Annotated in this window: 18 protein-coding genes and 1 tRNA gene; 12 read left to right on the top strand and 7 right to left on the bottom strand. The window is 62.8% G+C overall.

Going from position 1 to position 20,554, the window contains the following annotated elements; genetic code table 11:
- Positions 1 to 11: 11 nt before the first annotated feature.
- From MWN76_RS08095 to MWN76_RS08085, 3 genes are read right to left on the bottom strand one after another with little or no spacing between them, the layout of a single operon-like run.
- A complete protein-coding gene (locus MWN76_RS08095; protein WP_250460889.1) occupies positions 12 to 1,289 on the bottom strand; it encodes a glycosyltransferase in 1,278 nt (425 codons plus the stop codon).
- Complete coding sequence (locus MWN76_RS08090) at positions 1,286 to 3,526, bottom strand: hypothetical protein (protein WP_250460888.1); 2,241 nt, start codon at positions 3,524 to 3,526, stop codon at positions 1,286 to 1,288. Before MWN76_RS08090 ends, MWN76_RS08095 begins: the two co-directional genes overlap by 4 nt.
- Positions 3,526 to 4,236, bottom strand: a complete 711-nt coding sequence (locus MWN76_RS08085) for a TVP38/TMEM64 family protein (RefSeq protein WP_250460887.1) — start codon at positions 4,234 to 4,236, stop codon at positions 3,526 to 3,528. The genes MWN76_RS08090 and MWN76_RS08085 overlap by 1 nt, the downstream gene beginning before the upstream one ends.
- 421 nt (positions 4,237 to 4,657) lie before the next feature.
- On the opposite strand from MWN76_RS08085, the gene MWN76_RS08080 reads away from it, so the two are divergent.
- The 3 genes from MWN76_RS08080 to MWN76_RS08070 all read left to right on the top strand — a co-directional run bounded on the left by MWN76_RS08080 (position 4,658) and on the right by MWN76_RS08070 (position 7,547).
- Complete coding sequence (locus tag MWN76_RS08080; RefSeq protein ID WP_250460886.1) at positions 4,658 to 6,205, top strand: endo-1,4-beta-xylanase; 1,548 nt, start codon at positions 4,658 to 4,660, stop codon at positions 6,203 to 6,205.
- 193 nt (positions 6,206 to 6,398) lie between these two features.
- Positions 6,399 to 7,142: a TorF family putative porin gene (locus MWN76_RS08075; RefSeq protein ID WP_250460885.1), complete on the top strand. Its 744-nt coding sequence runs from the start codon at positions 6,399 to 6,401 to the stop codon at positions 7,140 to 7,142.
- 126 nt (positions 7,143 to 7,268) lie between these two features.
- The gene (locus MWN76_RS08070; RefSeq protein ID WP_250460884.1) at positions 7,269 to 7,547 is read left to right on the top strand and encodes a hypothetical protein; all 279 of its coding nucleotides are present in this window, start codon (positions 7,269 to 7,271) and stop codon (positions 7,545 to 7,547) included.
- Between the two features lie 21 nt (positions 7,548 to 7,568).
- On the opposite strand, the gene ycaC is transcribed toward MWN76_RS08070, so the two are convergent.
- The 3 genes from ycaC to MWN76_RS08055 form a co-directional block, all read right to left on the bottom strand.
- On the bottom strand, positions 7,569 to 8,195 hold the full coding sequence (gene ycaC / locus MWN76_RS08065) for an isochorismate family cysteine hydrolase YcaC (RefSeq protein ID WP_250460883.1): 627 nt from the start codon (positions 8,193 to 8,195) through the stop codon (positions 7,569 to 7,571).
- Between the two features lie 346 nt (positions 8,196 to 8,541).
- Positions 8,542 to 8,629, bottom strand: a tRNA-Ser gene (locus MWN76_RS08060).
- 146 nt (positions 8,630 to 8,775) lie between these two features.
- Complete coding sequence (locus MWN76_RS08055) at positions 8,776 to 11,835, bottom strand: Rne/Rng family ribonuclease (protein WP_250460882.1); 3,060 nt, start codon at positions 11,833 to 11,835, stop codon at positions 8,776 to 8,778.
- A gap of 783 nt (positions 11,836 to 12,618) precedes the next feature.
- Here MWN76_RS08055 and rluC point away from each other — a divergent pair.
- Both rluC and MWN76_RS08045 read left to right on the top strand, forming a co-directional pair.
- Entirely contained in the window at positions 12,619 to 13,614 is a 996-nt protein-coding gene (rluC, locus tag MWN76_RS08050) for a 23S rRNA pseudouridine(955/2504/2580) synthase RluC (RefSeq protein ID WP_250460881.1), read from the top strand.
- A gap of 17 nt (positions 13,615 to 13,631) precedes the next feature.
- Positions 13,632 to 14,276 carry an HAD-IA family hydrolase gene (locus tag MWN76_RS08045; RefSeq protein WP_250460880.1) on the top strand — a complete coding sequence of 215 codons (645 nt, stop codon included), beginning with the start codon at positions 13,632 to 13,634 and terminating at the stop codon, positions 14,274 to 14,276.
- Here MWN76_RS08045 and MWN76_RS08040 read toward each other — a convergent pair.
- Positions 14,234 to 14,875, bottom strand: coding sequence for a Maf family protein (locus tag MWN76_RS08040; protein WP_250460879.1), 642 nt, complete (start codon positions 14,873 to 14,875; stop codon positions 14,234 to 14,236). The genes MWN76_RS08045 and MWN76_RS08040 overlap by 43 nt on opposite strands.
- A 147-nt stretch (positions 14,876 to 15,022) precedes the next feature.
- On the opposite strand from MWN76_RS08040, the gene MWN76_RS08035 reads away from it, so the two are divergent.
- The 7 genes from MWN76_RS08035 to fabF all read left to right on the top strand — a co-directional run bounded on the left by MWN76_RS08035 (position 15,023) and on the right by fabF (position 20,526).
- On the top strand, positions 15,023 to 15,526 hold the full coding sequence (locus MWN76_RS08035; protein WP_250460878.1) for a YceD family protein: 504 nt from the start codon (positions 15,023 to 15,025) through the stop codon (positions 15,524 to 15,526).
- 80 nt (positions 15,527 to 15,606) lie between these two features.
- Complete coding sequence (rpmF, locus tag MWN76_RS08030) at positions 15,607 to 15,798, top strand: 50S ribosomal protein L32 (RefSeq protein WP_250460877.1); 192 nt, start codon at positions 15,607 to 15,609, stop codon at positions 15,796 to 15,798.
- 27 nt (positions 15,799 to 15,825) lie between these two features.
- Positions 15,826 to 16,830 (top strand): phosphate acyltransferase PlsX, encoded by a 1,005-nt coding sequence (plsX, locus tag MWN76_RS08025; protein WP_345780062.1) that lies wholly within the window; start codon positions 15,826 to 15,828, stop codon positions 16,828 to 16,830.
- A 33-nt stretch (positions 16,831 to 16,863) separates the two neighbouring features.
- The gene (gene fabD / locus MWN76_RS08020) at positions 16,864 to 17,808 is read left to right on the top strand and encodes an ACP S-malonyltransferase (protein ID WP_250460876.1); all 945 of its coding nucleotides are present in this window, start codon (positions 16,864 to 16,866) and stop codon (positions 17,806 to 17,808) included.
- 45 nt (positions 17,809 to 17,853) lie between these two features.
- A complete protein-coding gene (gene fabG, locus MWN76_RS08015) occupies positions 17,854 to 18,609 on the top strand; it encodes a 3-oxoacyl-ACP reductase FabG (RefSeq protein ID WP_250460875.1) in 756 nt (251 codons plus the stop codon).
- A 224-nt stretch (positions 18,610 to 18,833) separates the two neighbouring features.
- On the top strand, positions 18,834 to 19,070 hold the full coding sequence (gene acpP / locus MWN76_RS08010) for an acyl carrier protein (protein ID WP_067080870.1): 237 nt from the start codon (positions 18,834 to 18,836) through the stop codon (positions 19,068 to 19,070).
- A gap of 214 nt (positions 19,071 to 19,284) precedes the next feature.
- Positions 19,285 to 20,526 (top strand): beta-ketoacyl-ACP synthase II, encoded by a 1,242-nt coding sequence (fabF, locus tag MWN76_RS08005; RefSeq protein ID WP_250460874.1) that lies wholly within the window; start codon positions 19,285 to 19,287, stop codon positions 20,524 to 20,526.
- Positions 20,527 to 20,554 lie beyond the last annotated feature (28 nt).

Below are 20,554 nucleotides of genomic sequence, written 5' to 3'. Positions count from 1 at the left end.
GCACTCCGGACTCAGCGTCGGTACGGTGGATGACTAAAGGCTGCGCCGGCGGCACTGGTCACGCCCTCGAGAATGTCCCACTGGGCGCCGATGGTATTGCGCAGCCGCTGCCACTGGGCGTAGAGGGAGTCGTCCAGCGACCAGGGCTGGCCGAGCAGTGGTTCATAGAGCTGCAGTGCGCGCCCGGCGCAATTCTCCATGGAAAACTGCTCCGCGGTAGCGAGGGCCTCCCGCCGCAGCTTTGCCCGCTGTGGTGCCGGCAATTCCAGCAGCCACTGCAGCGCGGCGACAAAATCGCCGCTGTTCTCACGCATCAGCAGGCGGCCGTTGATTCCGTCGCGCACCACTTCGCGGCTGCCGTTGGCATCCAGCGCAATGACCGGCGTGCCGGCGGCCATGGCCTCGGTCAGTACCATGCCCTGGGTCTCGCTGGTGGAGGCGAACACGAAGGCGTCCATCGCCGTGTAGGCATCCCGCTGCGCCTCGCCCTGCAGGGTGCCCGGCATATGCAGGCGCCCGGCCAGGCCGCGGCTGGCAAAGAGCCGCTGCAGCCGCTCGCCCATGGGGCCGCTGCCCACCAGCAAGAAGTGCACCTGCGGATGGCGCTGCATGAAGTCCGCGACGGCAGCGGCGAGAAACTCCAGGTTCTTTTCCTCCGCCAGGCGGCCCAGGTGACCGGCCAGGAAGGCCGATGCCGGAATGCCCAGTTCCCGCCGCGCGCGCGCGCCGTCGCCGCCAGTGTAATCCTGCAACTGGACCCCGGTCGGCACCTCGGCGATGGGGGTCTTTACACCGCGTTCGCGCAGTAGCGAGGCGATGCTCTGGCTGGGGGCGAAGACCAGGCTGGCGAGGTTGGCGTAGCGGGTGGCCAGCTCGATCACGAAGCGTTTGAGCGCGTCGGAATCCGCCGGCACATAGTGGGTGTAGCGTTCGTACAGTGTGTGGTGGGTAAAGACCAGTGGCAGCTGGCGTGTGCGCGCGATCCGCAGCGCGGTCATGCCCAGCAGGAACGGGTGGTGCGAATGCACGATATCCGGCCGGAAGTCGTTCAGCTTGTCGCTGAGGTCGCCGGAGAAGGGCAGGGCGACGGAGAAATCGCTACCGTTGAAGTTCTGCAGCGCGTGAATGCGCACCACATCCTGTTCGTCGGGAAGGCGCTGGGAGAATTCCGGCGCCACGATCATGACCCTGTGGCCGCGTTTGCGGTATTCCTCGGTAAAGGCGGAGACCGATCGGGCGACACCTCCCACATGGGGCAGGTAGGTGTTGGTCAGCATGACAATGTTCACTGCGGTGAGAGCTCCACATGGTTGCTGCCGGGGGTTGGCGTGGCCGCTTTGTAGCCCAGCGGGCGCACCCGGATCGGCGGTGCTTCCCGGTGCCAGTCGCCATCCCATGTGACACGCGGCGCCGGGCCGGGTTCGATGGCCAGGGTAACGGTGCCGAAACGGGTCGGCGCCGGGCCGAACCGGATTGGCCGGTCGGCCGACGTGTCCGCGAGCCATTCCGGTGGCAGGCCGGACGCCAGCACCAGGCTGTCGCCCTCTTCGCGCACGAAGCAGTTGCGCTGCATCGCCAGCCACTCCGCCGCGGCCCAGGCGTGCTGGCCGTCGCCCATGCAGCCGCCGAGGGAATGCGGGTGTATGGCCTCCGGCCACTGGCCGGTGGGGGAGGCGAGCCCGGCGACGCTGCGCATCAGTTCCAGGCAGCGTGCATCGCCGGCGCGCAGCAGTACCTGGGCGATATGCAGTGTCAGGTAGGCGTTGATGCCGGAGTGGATCATGTCCTGGAAAAAGCCGCCGTTGACAAAACAGTTTTCCATCAGGAATTCCGCCAGGTCCGTCAGCCGCTCGTCGTCCTCGGGGTACAGCTGCAGCGGATAGCCGGCGGCGACGGAGCCGATGGCGCCGGCGTCCAGGCGCCGGTTGGGCGACGCGGGCATGGCGGGGCGCCCGAGCCGCTCCGCACACTGGGCCAGGCTGTCGTCGATGGCGCGCTGGAAGTCGTCCGCCTGGGCGGCGAAGGTATCGCGCTCGGCGAAATCCTCGCGCTCGCTGATGGCCACGGCGGCGCGCTGGCCGGCGACGCCCCAGAAATCGTCCCAGTAGTAGCAGTCGTTGGGCCCCAGGTGCTCGGCGCTGAAACCGGCCGGCAGCAGGCCACCGCAGCGGCCGCGCTCCGGCGGCTGCCGCTTGGCGTCGATCCAGCGCGTGCCGCGTAGTACCGGCTCGCGCCACGCGGGTTTCAGCTTGCGGTCGGCAATCTCACAGAACAGGTTGAAGATCCACAGCGCCTCGCCGTTGGAGTCCCACTCGCCGTCCTGGGAATGGAAGAATCCATCGCGTTTCTGCCGCTGCGGAAACTGGTCCAGCGCCCGTTCGGCGCGATCCAGCAGCCCGGCGTACAGCAGCGACTGGATCATGAAGGCGGCGTCCCGGAACCAGAAGCGCTTGTAGGTATAGGGGCCCGGATAGACATCCCCGGGCGAGTGCAGGATCAGCGTGCGCACCGCCGCATCGTAGAGAAACTGGAATTTTTCATCCGGCACCGACAGTGCACAGTGGCCGTCGAGGTTGTCCTTCCAGCTCGGTGACAGGCGGCTCTTGTGCCTGCCGCTGTGCAGCGGGATCCTGACATCGATATTGAGCGGCTGGCCGGCTTCCAGGCGGAACAGGGCGGCGGCGCTGGCCATGCCCACTTCGCACTCGCCGTGAAGGCGGCCACCCCGGTCACCCAGGTGCAGGTAGCTGTCCCCGTTGCGGTAGTCCGACGCCAGGTGGCGATCGACTTTCCGATCGAATTCCACCGCCGCTTTTTCCTCGATCAGCCAGTGGCGACGGGCCTCGTCGAGGCTGACCTTGTGCACGAAGCTGACCCCCTCGGGATTGCAGGGGCGCAGCGACACCACCAGCCAGCCGCCGGTTTCGCTGGTGGCGTGCAGTTGCTGCAGGCAGTGGCTGTCATTGCTGTCGCGCTCGACCCTGGCGGTATTGCTCAGGCGCAGGCCGTCGCCGGCGGACTCCGTGCGCACGGCGATACTCTCGTCCATCACAAACCGCTGGCTGCAATCTTTTGCCTTGGATGGCAGCAGCCGCTGCCCGTCGTCGCCGAGCACCCAGGCATCGATGGACCAGCCGTCGTAGTGGGGAGTCAGCAGGCCGCGGGGATCCACGATCGGCATCTCCTCGCAATCCGGCAGGCCCACGGCGGTCCAGTTGCGGTGGCTCAGGTTGCAGTGGGTGATGGAAAAGGCGCGCGGGATAAAGGATTCGTCGAGCGGATCGAACTGCCGCTCGATCCAGTAGGGCCAGACCCAGTCCAGGTTGTGCTGGATGACCTTGCTGTTGATCAGCGCGCGCGCGTGGAATACGGCGCCGGCGCGCAGCAGCTCGATGGGCTCCGCCACTTCCGAGGGCTCGGCAAAACGCTGCAGGCGCGCCATGACCGACAGCGGGTCGAGAAAGCCGTGTGCCGTGGCGAATCGGCGCACGAAGAAGCGCCACGGAAGCCATTTCATCCAGGGCATCAGAGATCCTCTTTCTCAATTTTCCTGATCAGCGCACGCCGCGCGATGCGGGTAAGCCCCACCACGCCGACCACCGCCAGCAGAAAACCGATGCCGTACAGAGTCCACTGTAGCGGTGTGCGCCCGGATTCCATCTGCCCCAGGGTCGTCAGGTCCGCGGCGATGGAGCCCAGGTAGACGTTATTGACCGTCAGTGGAATGATGCCAATCAGGTTGCCGAGTACAAAGTCCCACAGGCGCACCGGCGTGAGGCCGAAAAAATAGTTCGACAGTTTGAACGGAAACAGCGGCACCAGCCTCGTCAGCATGATCATGCGCCAGCCTTCCTCCCGTATCACTTCCCCGAGGTGTGCCGGGCGCACGTGTGACATCAGCCAGCGCGACGGGCGTTCGGGCAACAGGTAGCGCGCAATCAGGAACGCCAGTGTCGATCCCAGGGCGGTGCCGGCCACCACCAGCAGAGTGCCCTCGATAACACCGAACACAAAACCCGCCCCCATGGTGAAAACCACGCCCGGCAGCAGCAGTACGATCGCGGCGGCCATGATCAGCACAAACAGCAGGCTCGCCTGCCAACCCTGGGCGTCCAGCCACTGCAGTACCTGGAGGATGCGGTCGTCCAGGTCGAAATAGAACAGCAGGCCGATACCCGCACCGACGCCGAGGATGCAGATCAGAAGGATCCAGACAGGGTAATACTTGGCCGTCATTGAGCTGGTAAGCACCCCGTGAAGCGTGGAATTGATCGTTGCCAATTTATAGCCTAGACCGGATGCCCCTGTGGTGTGGACCGCCAGCGCGGGCGGCGGCAGCTGCATCCCGGATGCCTGAACCGCGTGATCGGCCGGGGGCGGCAGCGGTGCCTTGAAGCTGCCCGCGAGGGGATCCGATCTGCGGAAACATCCGCCTGGTAGCGCTACCAGGTTCACACTTTCCAACATCCGCGCCAAATCCAGCTTGGCCATATTCTGGCCTCCCCGATAGCATGACCTTGCAGTCACATTGGCTGCGCGATCGCTCTTGCCCGCATGCAGTCTCGGCCCAGCCAGGGAAGTCTGATGGCGAAGTCGCTGGCGGAAGAGCTTCCTTTGCCGAGAAGTCCACAACCGATAAAGCGATAAGAGAGAAAATATGGATACCTTCACAGTCTTGTCATCACTGGCAGAACCGCGGCGTCTTCGCCGATATATGGGGGCGCTGGCCGTCGCGCTGCTGGGCAGCGCTTCCCAGGGCGCGCTGGCGGAGTGCGAATACAGCATCGACAACAGCTGGAACTCGGGCTTTGTAGCCGCCGTGCGGGTGACCAACGACAGCGCGTCGACGGTCGATGGGTGGCAGGTCCAATGGCAGTACAGCGGCGACAACCGCATTACCAATCACTGGAGCTCGCAGATCTCCGGCAACAACCCCTACACGGCCGGCAATGCGCCGTGGAACGGTACCCTGCAGCCGGGGCAGAGTGTGGTGTTCGGGTTCCAGGGCACATCCAGCGGCACCGCCGAAGTGCCCGAAGTCAGCGGTGCGCTGTGCGATTCCGGTAATTCGAGCAGCTCTTCCTCCAGCTCCAGCAGCTCTTCGTCGAGCAGTTCCTCATCCAGCAGCTCGTCTTCCAGTTCCTCTTCCAGCAGCAGCTCCTCGTCGGGTGGTTCCACCGAGCACCTCTACAGCCTCGCGGCCTTCCCAGTGGGGGTTGCGGTCTCCGCCGGCAACGAGAGCCGCAGTTTCCTGATCATCCCGGAGAAACAGGATTCGATTGCCCGGCATTTCAGCCAGCTGACCGCGGGCAACATCATGAAGATGAGTTATCTGCACCCGTCGGAGAACACCTATGATTTCGCCAACGCGGACGAGATGGTCAACTGGGCCAGCGCCAACGGGATCGGTGTGCACGGCCACACTTTCATCTGGCACTCGGACTATCAGGTGCCCTCGTGGATGAACAGCTACAGCGGCGATTTCCAGGCGATGATGAACGACCATGTCAGCACCATTGCCGACCACTTTGCCGGCCGCGTGGAAAGCTGGGATGTGGTCAACGAGGCCATCGATGAAAACCAGTCCAACTGCTATCGCAATTCGCTGTTCTACCAGCGTCTCGGCAGCAGTTATATCGCCGAGGCCTTCAATGCGGCGGATGCGGCCGATCCCAATGCGGATCTGTACTACAACGACTACGACACCGAGGGTGGCAACAGCAACAAGCTGGACTGCCTGCTGCAGATCGTCGACGACCTGCAGGCAAACAATGCCCCCATCGATGGCGTCGGTTTCCAGATGCACGTGCAGATCGACTGGCCGTCGACCTCGCAGATGCGGACTGCCTTCCAGGCGATCGTGGATCGCGGCCTGAAGGTCAAGCTCACTGAACTCGATGTACCGGTGAACAATCCCTATGCATCCACGCCCTTCCCGCAGCACACCAGCTACACCCCGGAGGTGGCGGCGCTGCAGAAGGCCCGCTACAAGTCCATCGTGGAAGCCTACCTGGATGTGGTGCCGGCCCACCTGCGCGGCGGCATTACTGTCTGGGGCTTGTGGGATGGCGACAGCTGGTTGCTGGACTTCGACGAGCGCCAGGGCGCCGACGACTGGCCGCTGCTGTTCAGCGGCCCCGCCAATGGCCCCTATGAAGAGAAGGCGGCCCTCGACGGCGTGGCCGAGGCCCTCACCGGGCAGTAGTAGCGCACTGTGAGAGACGGGCCCTCCCGGATATCCGGGCCCGATCGGTGGCACAGGGAAGTGCTTCACGGACACCGTAATTAACGGAGGCGTGCTATTTTCCGCGATCGATAATTGCCGCGCCCCGGCTTGAAAAAAAATGGCCAGCGTCTATAGCAGGAGAGACGTTTCAATTTCGGGACAGGGAAGCCCAATGAAAAAAACGGATTTGACCGCCATCGGTGCCGCCTTCTGCCTGGCATTGTCCGGCACCGTTGGTTACGGCGCAGAAGAGGAGGACGACGATACCTTCGGCACATTTGCCGGCAGTGCGCTGATTGCCTCCGATTATATGTTCCGCAGCATCTCCAATTCCAACAACCGCCCGCAGGTCAACGTCGATTTCAACTGGTCCCACGACACAGGTATCTACCTCGGTCTCTGGGCATCGAATACCGACTTCGGCGGAACCGGCAACAGCATGGAGCTGGACCCCTATATCGGCATTGCCGGGGATATCGGTGATAGCGGTTTCAGCTACGATATCGGCTACTGGTCCTATTTCTACCCGGGATCCCCATCGGATCTCGATTATGCTGAGATCTATATCACCCCGAGCTACAGCGCCGACAACATTACCATCTCACCGAGCTTCTGGTATGCCGACAACTATTTCGGTGACGACTTTCTCGACGGCGTCTCGTCACTGGCTTACGAGGTCACCGTCAGTGCCGACTTCCAGCGGGATATTTCCGTGTCTGCCCGGGTTGGCGAGCAGACATTCGAATCGGCTTTCGACTACCTCAATTACACCTACTGGGATATCGGAATCGGTAAAACCTGGAACGACTTCCACTTCGATCTGCGCTGGTACGATACGGACGGCATAGATCCATTCCTCGCAAACCCCAAATTGGGCGACGGCGAACTGGTTTTCGGTATCACCCGCAGTTTCTGAGTCTCGACCACCGCCCAGGTCCCAATCATCGTTGCGATCGGGTCGATATTGTCTCCGGATTCCGCACCCGGGCCGTGTATCCATCTATGGTTTTTGCATCGATTGCACCCGGCGGAGGGAAAGGTTGTGAGACTGTTGATGCAGGTACTGATACCGGTGGAAAAAGGCAATGCCAGTGCGCTGGATGGCTCCATGGACGCGGCATTCAATCGTTTTGTCGAGTCGGCCGAGCCATCCGCCGCCTACTTCTACCTCAATGAAGGGAAAAGGGCGGCACTGTTCGTGATTGACGAAGCGCAGCAGGACAAGTTGATGGAGTACAACGAGGCGCTGTTTGCCGCGTTGAATGCCGAGATACGGATCACTCCCGCGTTGAGTCTGGAGGAGTTGCAAAAGCATCTGTAACCCGGAGTCGGAGTGCCTCGATTACCTGGACCCGGTCAGCGCGGCGTAACTGGTCATCAGGTTCCGGTAGTCGGGGATATGGTTGCTGAACAGTGTGCCGAGCCCCTCGATATCGTTGCGCCAGTCGCGATGCAGCTCACAGGCCACGCCGAACCAGGTCATCAGCTGGGCGCCGGCTTCCGCCATGCGGCCCCAGGCGGAGTGGCGGGTCAGTTCGTCGAAAGTGCCGGAGGCATCGGTGACCACGAACACCTCGAAACCCGCCTCGATCGCGGACAGGGCGGGGAAAGCGACACAAACCTCGGTGACCACCCCCGCGATGATCAGCTGTTTCCTGCCGGTAGCCTTGACAGCGGCTACAAAGTCCTCGTTGTCCCAGGCGTTGATCTGCCCGGGTCGCGCAATATAGGGGGCGTCGGGAAACGTCTCTTTCAGCTCCGGGATCAGCGGGCCATTCGGGCCGTCTTCGAAACTTGTGGTCAGTATGGTCGGCAGCTTGAAGTACTCGGCGGAATCGGCCAGTGCCAATACATTGTTCTTGAATTTGTCCGGGGCGATATCCCTGACCAGTGACAGCAGGCCGGCCTGGTGGTCCACCATCAGCACGGCGGCATCGTTTTTGTCGAGACGTACGTAGGGTTGACTCACAGCATTCTTCCTCGAGGTTGATGGGTTTGAAAGCGGAGATTTTTTTGGGCAGATGGACAGCGGCGATATGCCCGCTTTCAAGAGTAGGTCAAACGCGGGCGGGTGATGGATAAGCTGGGAGTTCGTGGACGAATAAAACGTTGCTGATTTTTGGCTACTAGCAACGGGGGCGAAGCTTGCTTTTGGAGCAGGAGGGGAGAGGAAGTAGGAGTTGGTGAGCGAGATGCCCGGCGCCCACTGTTCGGGGGATCTGGATATTCTGGATAAGTTGCTGAAGTGGGTTTCCGATCCGGTTCTGCGGCGCTGCCAAACAAAAAAGCCCGGCGCAAAGGCCGGGCTTCCTATATGGCGGTGGGGCAGGGATTCGAACCCTGGGACCTGTTACAGTCAACGGTTTTCAAGACCGCCGCTTTCGACCACTCAGCCACCCCACCAGATTGTCCGGCGCATTATACCGGCCAGTTCGGCAGGTACAAGGGTGCGCGCGAATTTTTTATAGTTGATTCAATAGCTTAGCCGGTTTATTGAACAGTGCCGGACGACAGCCGGGAGCGGTGTTGCCACCGCCCCCGGACGTCGATCAGCTCGCCTCGGCGGAGTCGTCGGCAGCATCGTTTGCCTCGTCCACGCGGCGGGCGACGCGGGGGTCGTTGGCCGGGCGGGTCAGGGCGCGCGGCTTGTGCTCGATAGCCGCTGGCTGTGCCGTGTTCAGCGGGCGCAGCTCACCGGTGTCGCGGTGTTCCGTGACAATGGCGAGTTCCTGCAGCGGTCTCGGGTTTACCCGCGGATCGTTGCCGGCGCGACCGCCGGCCGGTTTCGCTTCCGCTACCGGTTTCCGGGCGGCCTCTGCGGCCGCTTCAGTTTCCGGTGCTTCTTCGGCCTCTGCGACGGCGACTTCTTCCGGTGCGATCTCCTGTTTGCGCTCTGCGGTGGGCGCGGTTTGTGTTTCCACTGCGGCGCTCTCGCTGGAGGGCGCAGCCTCGGTCGGGGTCACTTCCCGGGGCTGTTGCTCCTGCTCCGGTTCAGCCACTTTCCTGGGGGCGGCGGCTGTCGTGTCTTCTACCTGTGCAGCGGGGGCTTCGGCAGCCTCCGGTTTGGTTGCCGGCTTTTCGGTTGCTGTTGCGGGTTGCTCCGCCTGGCGCTCCGGTTGTTGCGGCGCCGGCTCGATTGCTGTGGCAGAGGGCTGCAGTTGTGCTGCGGGCTTCTGTTCCTGCGGGGCAGAGGCCGCCGTCGGTGCCTTTTCAGTGCCGGCCTTTTCCCTTTCAGCCGGGACGGGACGCTTGTCTTCAGTCGGCTCCTTCTCAAGGCGCTCGGTTTCAGGGCGCTCCGTTGCTGTCGGTTGCTGGTCGCTGCGGCGGCCCTGTGCTTTTTCCTTCTTAGCCTTGGCTTCGCCTCGCGGCTGCCGGGTTTCCTGTGCCTTGGCAGCGGGTTGGCGGGACTCGCTTTCCGCCTCGTCGATGGCTTCATTGACCTCGCGATTCAGCTCTTCCTGGCTCTGGGCGACGGCGGCAGCTGCGGCGTTTTCCCCGCGGCGACCGCGGCGGCGCGGCTGCGGGCGGCCGCGAACATTGCTCGGGCGGCGGGCCGGACGCTGCTGGTCGGACTCGGCAGAAGGCTGTTGCTCGGGGCTCTCGGTCTTCTGCTCGGCTTTGCTCTCCTTGGCGGCGACCTGGGGCTGGCCCTCTTCGCGACGACGGCGGCCCTCGCCACCCCGGCGACGGCGCCTGCGGCGCTGCGGGCGCTCGCTGTCGCCATCGCGGGTTTCGTCACGTTTGGCTACGCGTTTGTCCTCGCGGCTCTCTTCCCGCTTGTCCTCACGTTTGCCGTCGCGCTTGTCGCTGTCGTCGCGGCGGCGTTGCGGGCGATTGCGGCCACCGCGGTTGTTGCGCTGGTTGCGGTTGCGCTTCTGGTAGCTCTTGCCTTGTCCTTTGCCCTTCTTGTGCTTCTTGGTGGTGTCTTCTTCGCTGGAGAAGAGGGCGCTGATGGCGCTGACCAGGCGGCTGAACAGGCCCGGTTCGGGCTTCTCCACCGGAGTCGGCGCCGGCGCGGTGTGCTGGATCTGCTGCACGGCGGGCTGCGCAGGCGCGCGAACCGGCTCTTCGTCCTTGTCTGCGATTTCCTCGACGGTGCCCGAGATCTTGTAGGACGTCTCCAGGTTGGCGGAGTCGTCGTCGCGCAGTCGCTGTACTTCGAAGTGCGGGGTCTCCATGTCGGCGTTCGGCACCACGACCACACGGGTGTCGTTGCGGGACTCGATCTGGGAGATGGCCTTGCGCTTCTCGTTCAGCAGGTAGGTGGCGACGTTGACCGGGCAGATGGCGCGGATCTCGGCGCTGCGCTCCTTCTTCGCTTCCTCTTCCACCAGGCGCAGGATGGACAGCGCCAGGGACTTGGTGCCGCGGATGGTGCCCTGGCCGCTGCAGCGTGGGCAGACGCGGAAAGTGGTTTCACCCAGGGACGGGCGCAGGCGCTGGCGGGACATCTCCAGCAGGCCGAAGCGGGAGATGCGGCCGATCTGCACGCGGGCGCGGTCCATGCCGAGGGCCTTCTCCATGCGCTTTTCCACTTCGCGCTGGTTGGACTTGCTCTGCATGTCGATAAAGTCGATCACCACCAGGCCGCCCATATCGCGCAGGCGCAGCTGGCGTGCGATCTCGTCGGCCGCTTCCAGGTTGATGGAGCGGGCCGTCTCCTCGATATCGCCGCCCTTGGTGGCGCGGGAGGAGTTGATGTCGATGGAGATCAGGGCCTCGGTGACGTCGATGACGATGGAGCCGCCGGAGGGCAGTTTCACTTCGCGCTCGAAGGCGGTCTCGATCTGGCTTTCAATCTGGTAGCGGTTGAAGAGCGGAATGGCGTCTTCGTAGTATTTCACCTTATTGGTGTGGTGCGGCATCACCTGGCGCGCGAACTCTGCGGCCAACTGGTAGGCGCCCTTGTCGTCGACGATGACTTCGCCGATATCGTCGCGCATGTAATCGCGGATGGCGCGGATGATGACGTTGCTTTCCTGGAACAGGAAGTGCGGTGCCTTGGAATCGTCGGCTTCGGTCTTGATCGCGTCCCACAGTTGCAGCAGGTAGTTCAGGTCCCACTGCAGCTCTTCGCCGCTGCGGCCGACGCCGGCGGTGCGCACGATGATCCCCATGCCGGAGGGGACTTCCACCGCGGACAGGGCGTCGCGCAGGTCGGAGCGTTCGTCACCCTCGATGCGGCGCGAGATGCCGCCGGCGCGGGGGTTGTTCGGCATCAGTACCAGGTAGCGGCCGGCCAGGCTGATGAAGGTGGTCAGGGCAGCGCCTTTGTTGCCGCGCTCTTCCTTGTCCACCTGCACGATGACTTCCATGCCCTCCTTGACCACATCCTTGATCTTGATGCGGCCCTCGATTTCCTTCGGCTGTTTGAGGAAGTACTCGCGGGAGATTTCCTTCAGGGGCAGGAAGCCGTGGCGCTCCTCGCCGTAGTCGACGAAAGCGGCTTCGAGGGAGGGTTCTACACGGGTGATTTTGCCCTTGTAGATATTGGCTTTTTTCTGCTGACGGGTACGGTTTTCAATATCGAGATCGTAGAGCCACTGGCCGTCTACCAGGGCTACGCGCAACTCTTCGGGTTGAGTTGCATTGATTAGCATTCTCTTCATGCGTGTCTTTTATCCTTGCGTTGCGCAAAGGCAGGACACTGAAGTCTGCAGGCTTTTTGTGGCGCCGTGCGGAAACAGCCGCGCGGCCGAGCAGGAACGGGGTGGGGTAACGCCGGCGATTGCCGCTGTCTGCGGCGCTCCGGGGCGGATTTCTACCCGGTTGTTACACTGCTGAAACTCCGGATGTGTACAGTCTGGTACAACACCCGTTGTTACCTCAGTACGGTATGTTCAGTACTGCCCGGTGTCGTTGGCGCGGATACCGCGGCCGTTCCGGGGCGCCGCCATTCACTGGGTGGGCGGCGAGGTCTACGTCTTTTGTCTGGCTCTGTCTGGATGGCTTTTGGCCAATCCCCCTCGGTTCTGTATGTGTTGTTGCCGGATTCGCTGCTGCTCAGCGGCCCGGGGGCCAGTGCGGTCGCTGGCCTTGCTACAGAGCGGGACGCAAGTGTCTGAGTCTTCCATTCAAGCGCTGCGGGCTTCAGCCCGTCTTACCTTCGCGATAAATACCCGCCGGGGGCGGGACCTTGGAGCCGGCGAGGCGCCCGGGAATCTTCTTTGGGGCAGACCTGGTCGGCGAAGTTTTTTCAATGACGCGGCCATCTCTATTGAATTGAAGAGGCCCGCACTGGCCGATTGGCGGTATTTTCTCTGGAACCACGGCTGTCACCCCTTTGTCGGGAGCCGCCCGTGGCCGAAAACCTGCCCAATTCAGGCCCGCCGAATATAGCACGGGCCGCGGGGCGCTTCAATTGGGGCTGTCGCGGCGCTATCATGCGCGCCATGCGAAGTTCACCCCCCTCCGGCCCGACCGATGCGTCGGCACCCACCGATTCCTGGAACCCCAATGGCGGTGTGCAGTTCCTGACTGTACCCGAAGAGCTGGCGGGCCAGCGCATCGACAATTTCCTGCAGGCGCGCCTGAAAGGCGTGCCGCGCTCGCGCATCTATCGCATCCTGCGCAAGGGCGAGGTGCGGGTCAATAAAGGGCGGGTGAAGGCCGAGTACAAGCTGTGTTCCGGCGACCGGGTGCGGGTGCCGCCGATCCGGGCGGCGGAGCAGGCGCCGGCGCCGGTGGCCGGAGAATCCCTGCGCCAGTTGATAGAAGCTTCCATACTTTATGATGCGAACGGCCTGCTGGTGATCGACAAGCCGGCGGGCCTGGCGGTGCACGGTGGCAGCGGCGTGCGTCTGGGCCTGATCGAGGTGCTGCGGCAGATGTATCCGCAGAGTCGCTTTATCGAGCTGGTGCACCGGCTGGACCGCGATACCAGCGGTGCCATCATGGTGGCCCGCAAGCGCTCAGTGCTGCAGCACGTGCAGGCGGAGCTGCGCGCCGGCCGGGTGGGGAAGTCCTACCTGGCGCTGGCGACCGGCAAGTGGCCGCGCGGTCGCAAACTGGTCGAGGCGCCGCTGCGCAAGAATACGCTGAAGAGTGGCGAGCGCATGGTGTCCGTGGATCCGTCCGGCAAGGCGTCGGAAACCCGCTTCCAGGTGCTGGAGCGGTTCCGCGATGCGACGCTGGTGGCGGCGGAGCCGGTAACGGGCCGCACGCACCAGATCCGGGTGCACGCGCAGTTTGTCGGCTGCCCGCTGGCGGGTGACGTCAAGTACACCGGGGATGATTTGAACCGGGAGTTCCGGCAGTCGGGCCTGAAGCGGCTGTTCCTGCATTCGCAACGGGTGCGCTGCACGCTGCCCGGTGGCGAGAAGGTCGACGTGAAGGCGCCGCTGTCGGCGGAGCTGGAATCGGTGCTGTCTGCACTGCGTAAGAAGTAAGAGGAGGGCGGTAGGCGATGTTGGTGATTCTCGACTGGGACGGCACTGTGTGCAATTCCGAAGCCCGTATCGTTGCCTGTATGCAGAGTGCGTCGGAGCGTGTGGGATTGCCGGTGCTGGCGCCGGAAGCGGTGGGCAATATCATCGGCCTCGGCCTGCCCGAGGCGATCGCCGAGCTGTTCCCCGAGGCGCCCAGTGAGCAGCGGCAGCGGTTGCGCGAGTGCTATGCCGAGGAGTGGCTGGCGGCCCGCAGCGAGCCGCTGCCGCTGTTCGACGGGGTGCTGGAAACGCTGGATCGGCTGCTCGGCGCCAATCACAGCCTGGCGGTGGCTACCGGCAAGAGCCGGCGCGGCCTCAGTCGGGAGTTCGAGGAGCATCGGCTCGGACACCTGTTTGCGGCCAGTCGCTGTGCCGACGAGACCGCCTCCAAGCCGGATCCGCTGATGTTGCGGGAGCTGCTGTCGGAGACCGGCGTGCCAGTCGGGGAGGCGGTAATGGTCGGGGACACGGTCTACGACCTGGAGATGGCGGCGGCTGCCGGCATGGCATCCATTGGCGTCAGCTACGGTGTCCATCACCCCGAGCGGTTGTCCACCTGTGGGCCCCGCGCCATCATCGATCACTTCTCCGAACTACTCCGCTGGCCGCCGCTGGTGCCCTGAAAGGGGGCTTCTGCATGTGTGAGCGGGTCGACCCCGAAGGCCTGTAGCAAATCGATCAGTCGAATTAATGGGAGTCCGATCAGGGAATTTATATCTGATCCTTCCATTTTTTCGAAAAGAGTGATGCCCAGGCCTTCCACTTTGAACGAACCGGCACAGTCATAGGGTTCTTCCAGTGCGATGTAGTGCCTTATTTGCGCATCGCCCAGTCGGCGGAAGTGCACCGTGAATATTTCCACCTCGGTGCGCTGCCTCCCGGAGCGGCTGTCCAGCAGGCTGATACCGGTATGGAAGTGCACCTGTCGGCCGCTGCAGCGCTTGAGCTGCTCGAGGGCGCTCTCGCTGTTGCCGGGCTTGCCGAGTGCCCTGCCGCCGCACTCGGCCACCTGGTCGGATCCTATGATCAGCGCATCGGGACAGGTGTCGGCCAGTGCGCGGGCTTTCTCTTCCGCCAGGCGCCGGGCCAGGTCTGCGGGCCTTTCTCCCGCCAATGCTGTTTCATCTATATGGGGCGGGATACATTCGAAGGGCAGTTGCAGCTGTTCGAGCTGCTTGCGCCGGTAGGGTGATCCGGAGGCTAGAATCAGGTGGCGGTCCATGGTTTGCGGGTCCGTTTTGTCGCTGTCTCGGTTCGGCGGAGAGGCGCGATATTGGGGCGGTTGATTTGTTTTGACAAGGGTAGGGCTTGTCCATAGAATTGCGCGCTTATGTCGATACCCCCCTCTACAGCAGCGCTTCCCAGGAGCGTGGATGCACGCAAACTGGTACAGCGCGAGCAGCGCCTGACAGGCATACTGCCGGCTGCAGAGCTGCAGCGCCTGAGTGCGGCGGTGGAGTCGATCAACGGGGATATTCGCGCCGACGTCGAGTTTGCGCGGGATCTCAATGGCCACCTGGCCGCCAGCGGCAAGTTGAGTTGCAATGTGCACCTGCAGTGCCAGCGTTGCCTGCAGCCGGTGCCGGAGGCGGTCGAGGCGGAATTCCACTGGGGTGTCGTGTGGTCCGAAGAGCAGGGCAGAGCGTTGCCCCGGGATTTGGATCCGGTGATACAGGACGGCGACGAGCTGGACCTGTACCAGGTGTTGGAAGACGAGATTTTGCTCAACCTGCCCATGGTGGCCTACCACGAGGCGGAGTGTGTCCCCCGCGACAGATTCCATTCCGGTGGTGAGCCCGAGGGGGAGGAAGAGCAACGGGAAAACCCCTTTAAAGTGCTGGAACAGTTGAAGGGTTCGTCGAACAAGCCCTGATCGAGGGTTTGTTCGATGAGTTTGGGCTCGCCGGTAGGCGCCCCGGTTCCAGTGTAATCTGTTGATTTTAGGAGCAAGCCATGGCTGTTCAGCAAAACAAGAAGACTCGGTCCCGTCGCGGTATGCGTCGCTCTCACGACGCCCTGGGCGCCGGAGCGAGCCTGTCCGTCGATCCGACTACCGGTGAGAAGCACCGTCGTCACCACGTGACCAAAGACGGTTTCTACCGCGGTCGCAAGGTGATCGAAGTCGGCGGCTCTGAAGAAGAGTAAACTTTGTCCAGCCAATTGCGATTGGCCGTGGATGCGATGGGCGGGGACTTAGGTCCCCGCTCTGTCGTTCCGGCCTGTACCAGATTCCTCCAGCGCTTTCCCCATGCGGAGCTGATGCTCTTCGGCCCCCGCACCCAACTCCAGGACCTGATTGACCGCGAACGGCGACACCGGCATATCGGTGAGCGCCTGCAGATCGCGTCCTGTGAGCAGGTTGTCACCCAGAGCTGCAATCCCGTGCAGGCGCTGCGGCACAAGCGCGATTCCTCCATGGCCATGGCCCTGAAGGCGGTTGCTGCGGGGGGCGCCGATGCGATGGTGACCTCCGGCAACACCGGGGCCCTGTTTGCGTTGAGCCGCAGTATTCTCGGCACCCTCGAAGGTGTGCGGCGGCCGGCGCTGGGTAAATCCCTGCCCACGGAGTCCGGCTCCTGCTTCCTGCTCGACCTGGGGGCCAATATCGGCTGCAGCGCCGAGGACCTGCTGCAGTTTGCGCGCATGGGGCTCGAGGCGCAGCGCGTGCATATCGGCAGGCGGGACCTGCGGGTGGCGCTGCTCAATATCGGCGCCGAGGCGCACAAAGGCACCGAGGAGATCCGCCGGGCGGCGGAGCTGTTTGAGGCGGCCCCCGATATAGACTACGCCGGCTTTGTCGAGGGGCACGATATTTTTACCGGCGTGGTGGATGTGGTGGTCTGCGATGGCCTGATGGGGAACGTGGCCATGAAGTCCGCCGAAGGCGTTATTCGACTGATGGGTCAAAAAGCGTTTACCATCGAGCAGAAGGGGCCGTTTAAGCGTCTTTTTGGCCAAATGGCCATAAAGCTGTTGCGAAAATGGCGTACACAGGTAGAGCCTGCCCGCTATAATGGCGCCAGCTTTTTAGGGGTGCAGGGCAACGTGATCAAAAGTCACGGCGGTGCCAGCAGTGAGGCATTCTACCGGGCGATGATCACCGCCAAGGAGTGTGCCGAGGCCGATCTGGCCGCCCGCCTGGCTCGCGCGATGGCGCGCGTACAGGTCGAGTCCTGACCCATAACCGCCAACCAGGTTTAAGGATGTTCCATGACCAATGCAAGGCTCGCATTCGTCTTTCCCGGCCAGGGTTCCCAGCAGATAGGCATGCTGGCGGACGCCGCGGCTGAACTCCCCGAAATTCACTCTACTTTCAGCGAGGCGTCCGACGTTCTCGGCTACGACCTCTGGGACCTGTGCCAGAACGGCGAGCAGGCCGATATCAACCTTACCGAGCGAACCCAGCCACTGTTGCTGGCCGCCAGTGTGGCGCTCTACCGCGCCTGGTGTGCGAAAGGTGGTGTCCGCCCGGCGCGCATGGCCGGGCACAGCCTGGGCGAGTGGTCGGCGCTGGTCTGCGCCGGCTCCCTGGCGTTTACCGATGCGGTGCGCCTGGTGCGCGAGCGCGGCCGGCTGATGCAGGAGGCGGTGCCGGCGGGCGAGGGCGCCATGGCCGCAGTGATCGGCCTGGATGACTCCGAGGTTGAGAAGGCCTGTGCCGATGCCGCGCAAGGAGAGGTCGTCGCTGCGGTCAATTACAACTCCCCCGGCCAGGTGGTCATTGCCGGCAGCAAGGGGGCGGTCGATCGCGCCATAGAGGCCTGCAAGGCCGCGGGTGCCAAGCGCGCCATGCCGCTGCCGGTGAGTGCGCCTTTCCATACCGAATTGATGCGCCCGGCTGCGGAAAAGCTGGCCCCGCAGGTTGAGTCCACGGTGTTCCATGCACCGGAAATTCAGGTGATTCACAATGTACACGCCAGGCCGGAATCCGAGCCGGAGGCGATCAAGAAGCTGATGATCGAGCAGATCTACAGCCCGGTGCGCTGGACCGCCTGTGTACAGGCGATGGCCGCAGACGGCATCGAGCAACTGCTGGAGTGCGGTCCGGGCAAGGTCCTGGCGGGCCTGGCCAAGCGTATCGATCGCGGCCTCGGCAGCCACAACATCGACGCGCCGGCGAAGTTCAGCGAAGCGTTACTGGCGACGGCCGACTAGAACAAAAATCATCGCACTTCGGGGCGAATCGATTCAGGAGTAATAATGACACTGACAACATCCCTGCAGGACAAGGTGGCCCTGGTCACCGGCGCCAGCCGCGGTATTGGCGCGGCCATTGCGGATACCCTCGGCGCCATGGGGGCGACCGTTATCGGTACCGCCACCAGTGAGGCGGGAGCGGAAAAAATCAACGCGCGTTTCGCCGAGAAAGGTGTTACCGGTGCCGGCAAGGTGCTGGATGTCACCAGTGCCGACAGCCTGGCGGCACTGCTGGAGTCCGTGAAAAGCGAATTTGGCGCGCCGACCATTCTGGTCAACAATGCCGGCATCACCAAGGACAACCTGCTGATGCGGATGAAGGACGAAGAGTGGGCGTCGGTCATCGAGACCAATCTGTCGGCCGTCTACCGTGTGACGAAGGCCTGCCTGCGCGACATGACCAAGGCGCGCTGGGGGCGTATCGTCAATATCAGTTCCGTGGTCGGAAGTATGGGCAACGCGGGCCAGAGCAACTACGCTGCGACCAAGGCGGGCGTCGCCGGTTTTGCGCGCTCGCTGGCCGCCGAAGTCGGTTCCCGGGGTATTACCGTCAATACCGTGGCCCCCGGTTTTATCGATACGGACATGACCAAGGTGCTGCCGGAAGCGCAGCGTGAGGCGCTGCAGAGCAAGATCCCGCTGGGCCGCCTGGGGGCGCCGGAAGAGATTGCTTCGGTTGTTGCATTTTTGGCCAGTGATGCCGGTGGTTACGTCACCGGGGAAACAATTCACGTGAATGGCGGCATGTATATGGCCTGAGGATTTTCCTCAAAAAATGGCCATAACCTGCTGATTGCTAAAGATTTTTTATAGTAGCTGATGGCTGTGAAAGGCTGCGCATTACATCCCGAAAAAGTTGGGGTACAATGCCGCCTCGCATTAACCAGAAGCTGTGTGAGCCGGTCGTTATCTCCGCAACTCAATGCGGTGAAGAACAACAACGACTACAACAGATTTTTATCCACTAGGAGTTAAATTGAATCATGAGCAGCATTGAAGAGCGCGTTAAAAAGATCGTTGCTGAACAGCTGGGCGTAAAGGAAGAAGACGTAAAGCCTGAAGCCTCATTTGTTGAAGATCTGGGCGCTGACTCCCTCGACACAGTTGAGTTGGTGATGGCTCTGGAAGAGGAGTTCGAAACCGAGATTCCCGACGAGGAAGCCGAAAAAATTACAACTGTTCAGCTGGCCATCGATTACATCAAGGAAAACCTTGGTTGATCTGCGCTGAGTAGTTCAGGCTGCGGGTAGCCGTCTGCACCCGTAGCCGCGAGCGAGTATGAAAGCATCGCGAGAGCCGTTCTATGTCGCATAGTACGGCTCTCCTTTTATTGGCATCCAGCAAGTGTGACCGCTGCCTGTCACTTCGTCGAAACATTGTGTGACATCGGATGGGGCAGTCGCTGGTGCAGAATCGAATGTCGGGGGAATACGAGTGTCGCGTAGAAGAGTTGTCGTAACCGGAATGGGCATGGTGGGCCCGCTGGGCAACACCCTGGATGAAAACTGGACCGCCGTACTGGCCGGCACCAGTGGTGTCGCGCCGATCGAGACTTTTGATGTTTCGGCGTTTTCCACGCGCTTTGCCGCCACGGTGAAGGATTTTGATCCGACGCCCTATATGCCGGCGAAAGAAGCGCGGAAAATGGACATGTTTCTGCAGTACGGCATGGTGGCCGGTATACAGGCCATTGAAGACAGCGGCCTGGAGATGAGCGAGAGCGACGCACCGAGGGTCGGCGCCTGTATCGGTTCCGGTATGGGCGGTATCCAGGCGATCGAAAACAATGCCATGTTGATTGCCGAAAAGGGCCCGCGCCGCGTCTCTCCTTTCTTTGTGCCGGGTGCCATCATCAATATGGTGGCCGGCAACCTGTCGATCAAATACGGTATGAAAGGCCCCAATCTCTCCACCACCACCGCCTGTACCACGGGCACCCACGCCATCGGCCTGGGTATGCGTACCATCCAGTATGGCGATGCCGATGTCATGGTGTGCGGCGGCGCCGAGATGGTGACCACGCCGGTGGGTTTGGGTGGCTTCTGCGCGGCCCGTGCGCTGTCCACACGCAACGACGATCCGCAGGGGGCCAGCCGCCCCTGGGACAGTGACCGGGACGGTTTTGTGCTGGGTGAGGGTGCCGGTGTGCTGGTGCTGGAGGAGTACGAGCGGGCCAGGGCCCGGGGTGCCAAGATCTATGCGGAACTGAGCGGCTTCGGCATGAGCGGCGACGCCCACCACATTACCTCGCCGCCTGAAGACGGCGCAGGTGCGGCCCTGTCGATGCAGAATGCCCTCGGTGACGCCGGCCTCTCCGCCGGGGATGTGCAGTACATCAATGCCCACGGCACTTCGACGCCGCTGGGAGACAAGGCGGAGATCAAGGCCGTGCACTCGGTCTTCGGCAACGCTGCGGACAGTCTCGCGGTCAGTTCCACAAAATCGATGACCGGCCACCTGTTGGGTGCCGCCGGTGCCATCGAGGCGATCTTCTCGGTGCAGGCGATCCGCGAGCAGGTGGCGCCGCCCACCATCAACCTCGACAACCCCGACGAGGATTGCAGGGGGATCAACCTGGTACCGTTCGAGGCCCAGAAAATGGACATCGATGCAGTGCTGTCCAACTCCTTCGGCTTCGGCGGCACCAACGGCTCGCTGATTTTCAGGCGCGCCTGATCACCCGTCCGGCGCCCGCCATTGTGGC

The sequence above is a fragment of the Microbulbifer litoralis genome (genome assembly GCF_023634065.1).
Taxonomy (GTDB): Bacteria; Pseudomonadota; Gammaproteobacteria; order Pseudomonadales; family Cellvibrionaceae; genus Microbulbifer; species Microbulbifer litoralis.
This window is presented reverse-complemented; position numbering and strand designations above follow the sequence as displayed.

Bases quoted from the DNA above. Each gene is read 5' to 3' on its own strand.
- MWN76_RS08090 (WP_250460888.1), bottom strand. From the start codon at position 3,526: ATGCCCTGGATGAAATGGCTTCCGTGGCGCTTCTTCGTGCGCCGATTC.
- MWN76_RS08085 (WP_250460887.1), bottom strand. From the start codon at position 4,236: ATGACGGCCAAGTATTACCCTGTCTGGATCCTTCTGATCTGCATCCTC.
- MWN76_RS08080 (WP_250460886.1), top strand. From the start codon at position 4,658: ATGGATACCTTCACAGTCTTGTCATCACTGGCAGAACCGCGGCGTCTT.
- MWN76_RS08075 (WP_250460885.1), top strand. From the start codon at position 6,399: ATGAAAAAAACGGATTTGACCGCCATCGGTGCCGCCTTCTGCCTGGCA.
- MWN76_RS08055 (WP_250460882.1), bottom strand. From the start codon at position 11,835: ATGAAGAGAATGCTAATCAATGCAACTCAACCCGAAGAGTTGCGCGTA.
- rluC (WP_250460881.1), top strand. From the start codon at position 12,619: ATGCGAAGTTCACCCCCCTCCGGCCCGACCGATGCGTCGGCACCCACC.
- MWN76_RS08045 (WP_250460880.1), top strand. From the start codon at position 13,632: ATGTTGGTGATTCTCGACTGGGACGGCACTGTGTGCAATTCCGAAGCC.
- MWN76_RS08040 (WP_250460879.1), bottom strand. From the start codon at position 14,875: ATGGACCGCCACCTGATTCTAGCCTCCGGATCACCCTACCGGCGCAAG.
- rpmF (WP_250460877.1), top strand. From the start codon at position 15,607: ATGGCTGTTCAGCAAAACAAGAAGACTCGGTCCCGTCGCGGTATGCGT.
- fabD (WP_250460876.1), top strand. From the start codon at position 16,864: ATGACCAATGCAAGGCTCGCATTCGTCTTTCCCGGCCAGGGTTCCCAG.
- fabG (WP_250460875.1), top strand. From the start codon at position 17,854: ATGACACTGACAACATCCCTGCAGGACAAGGTGGCCCTGGTCACCGGC.
- acpP (WP_067080870.1), top strand. From the start codon at position 18,834: ATGAGCAGCATTGAAGAGCGCGTTAAAAAGATCGTTGCTGAACAGCTG.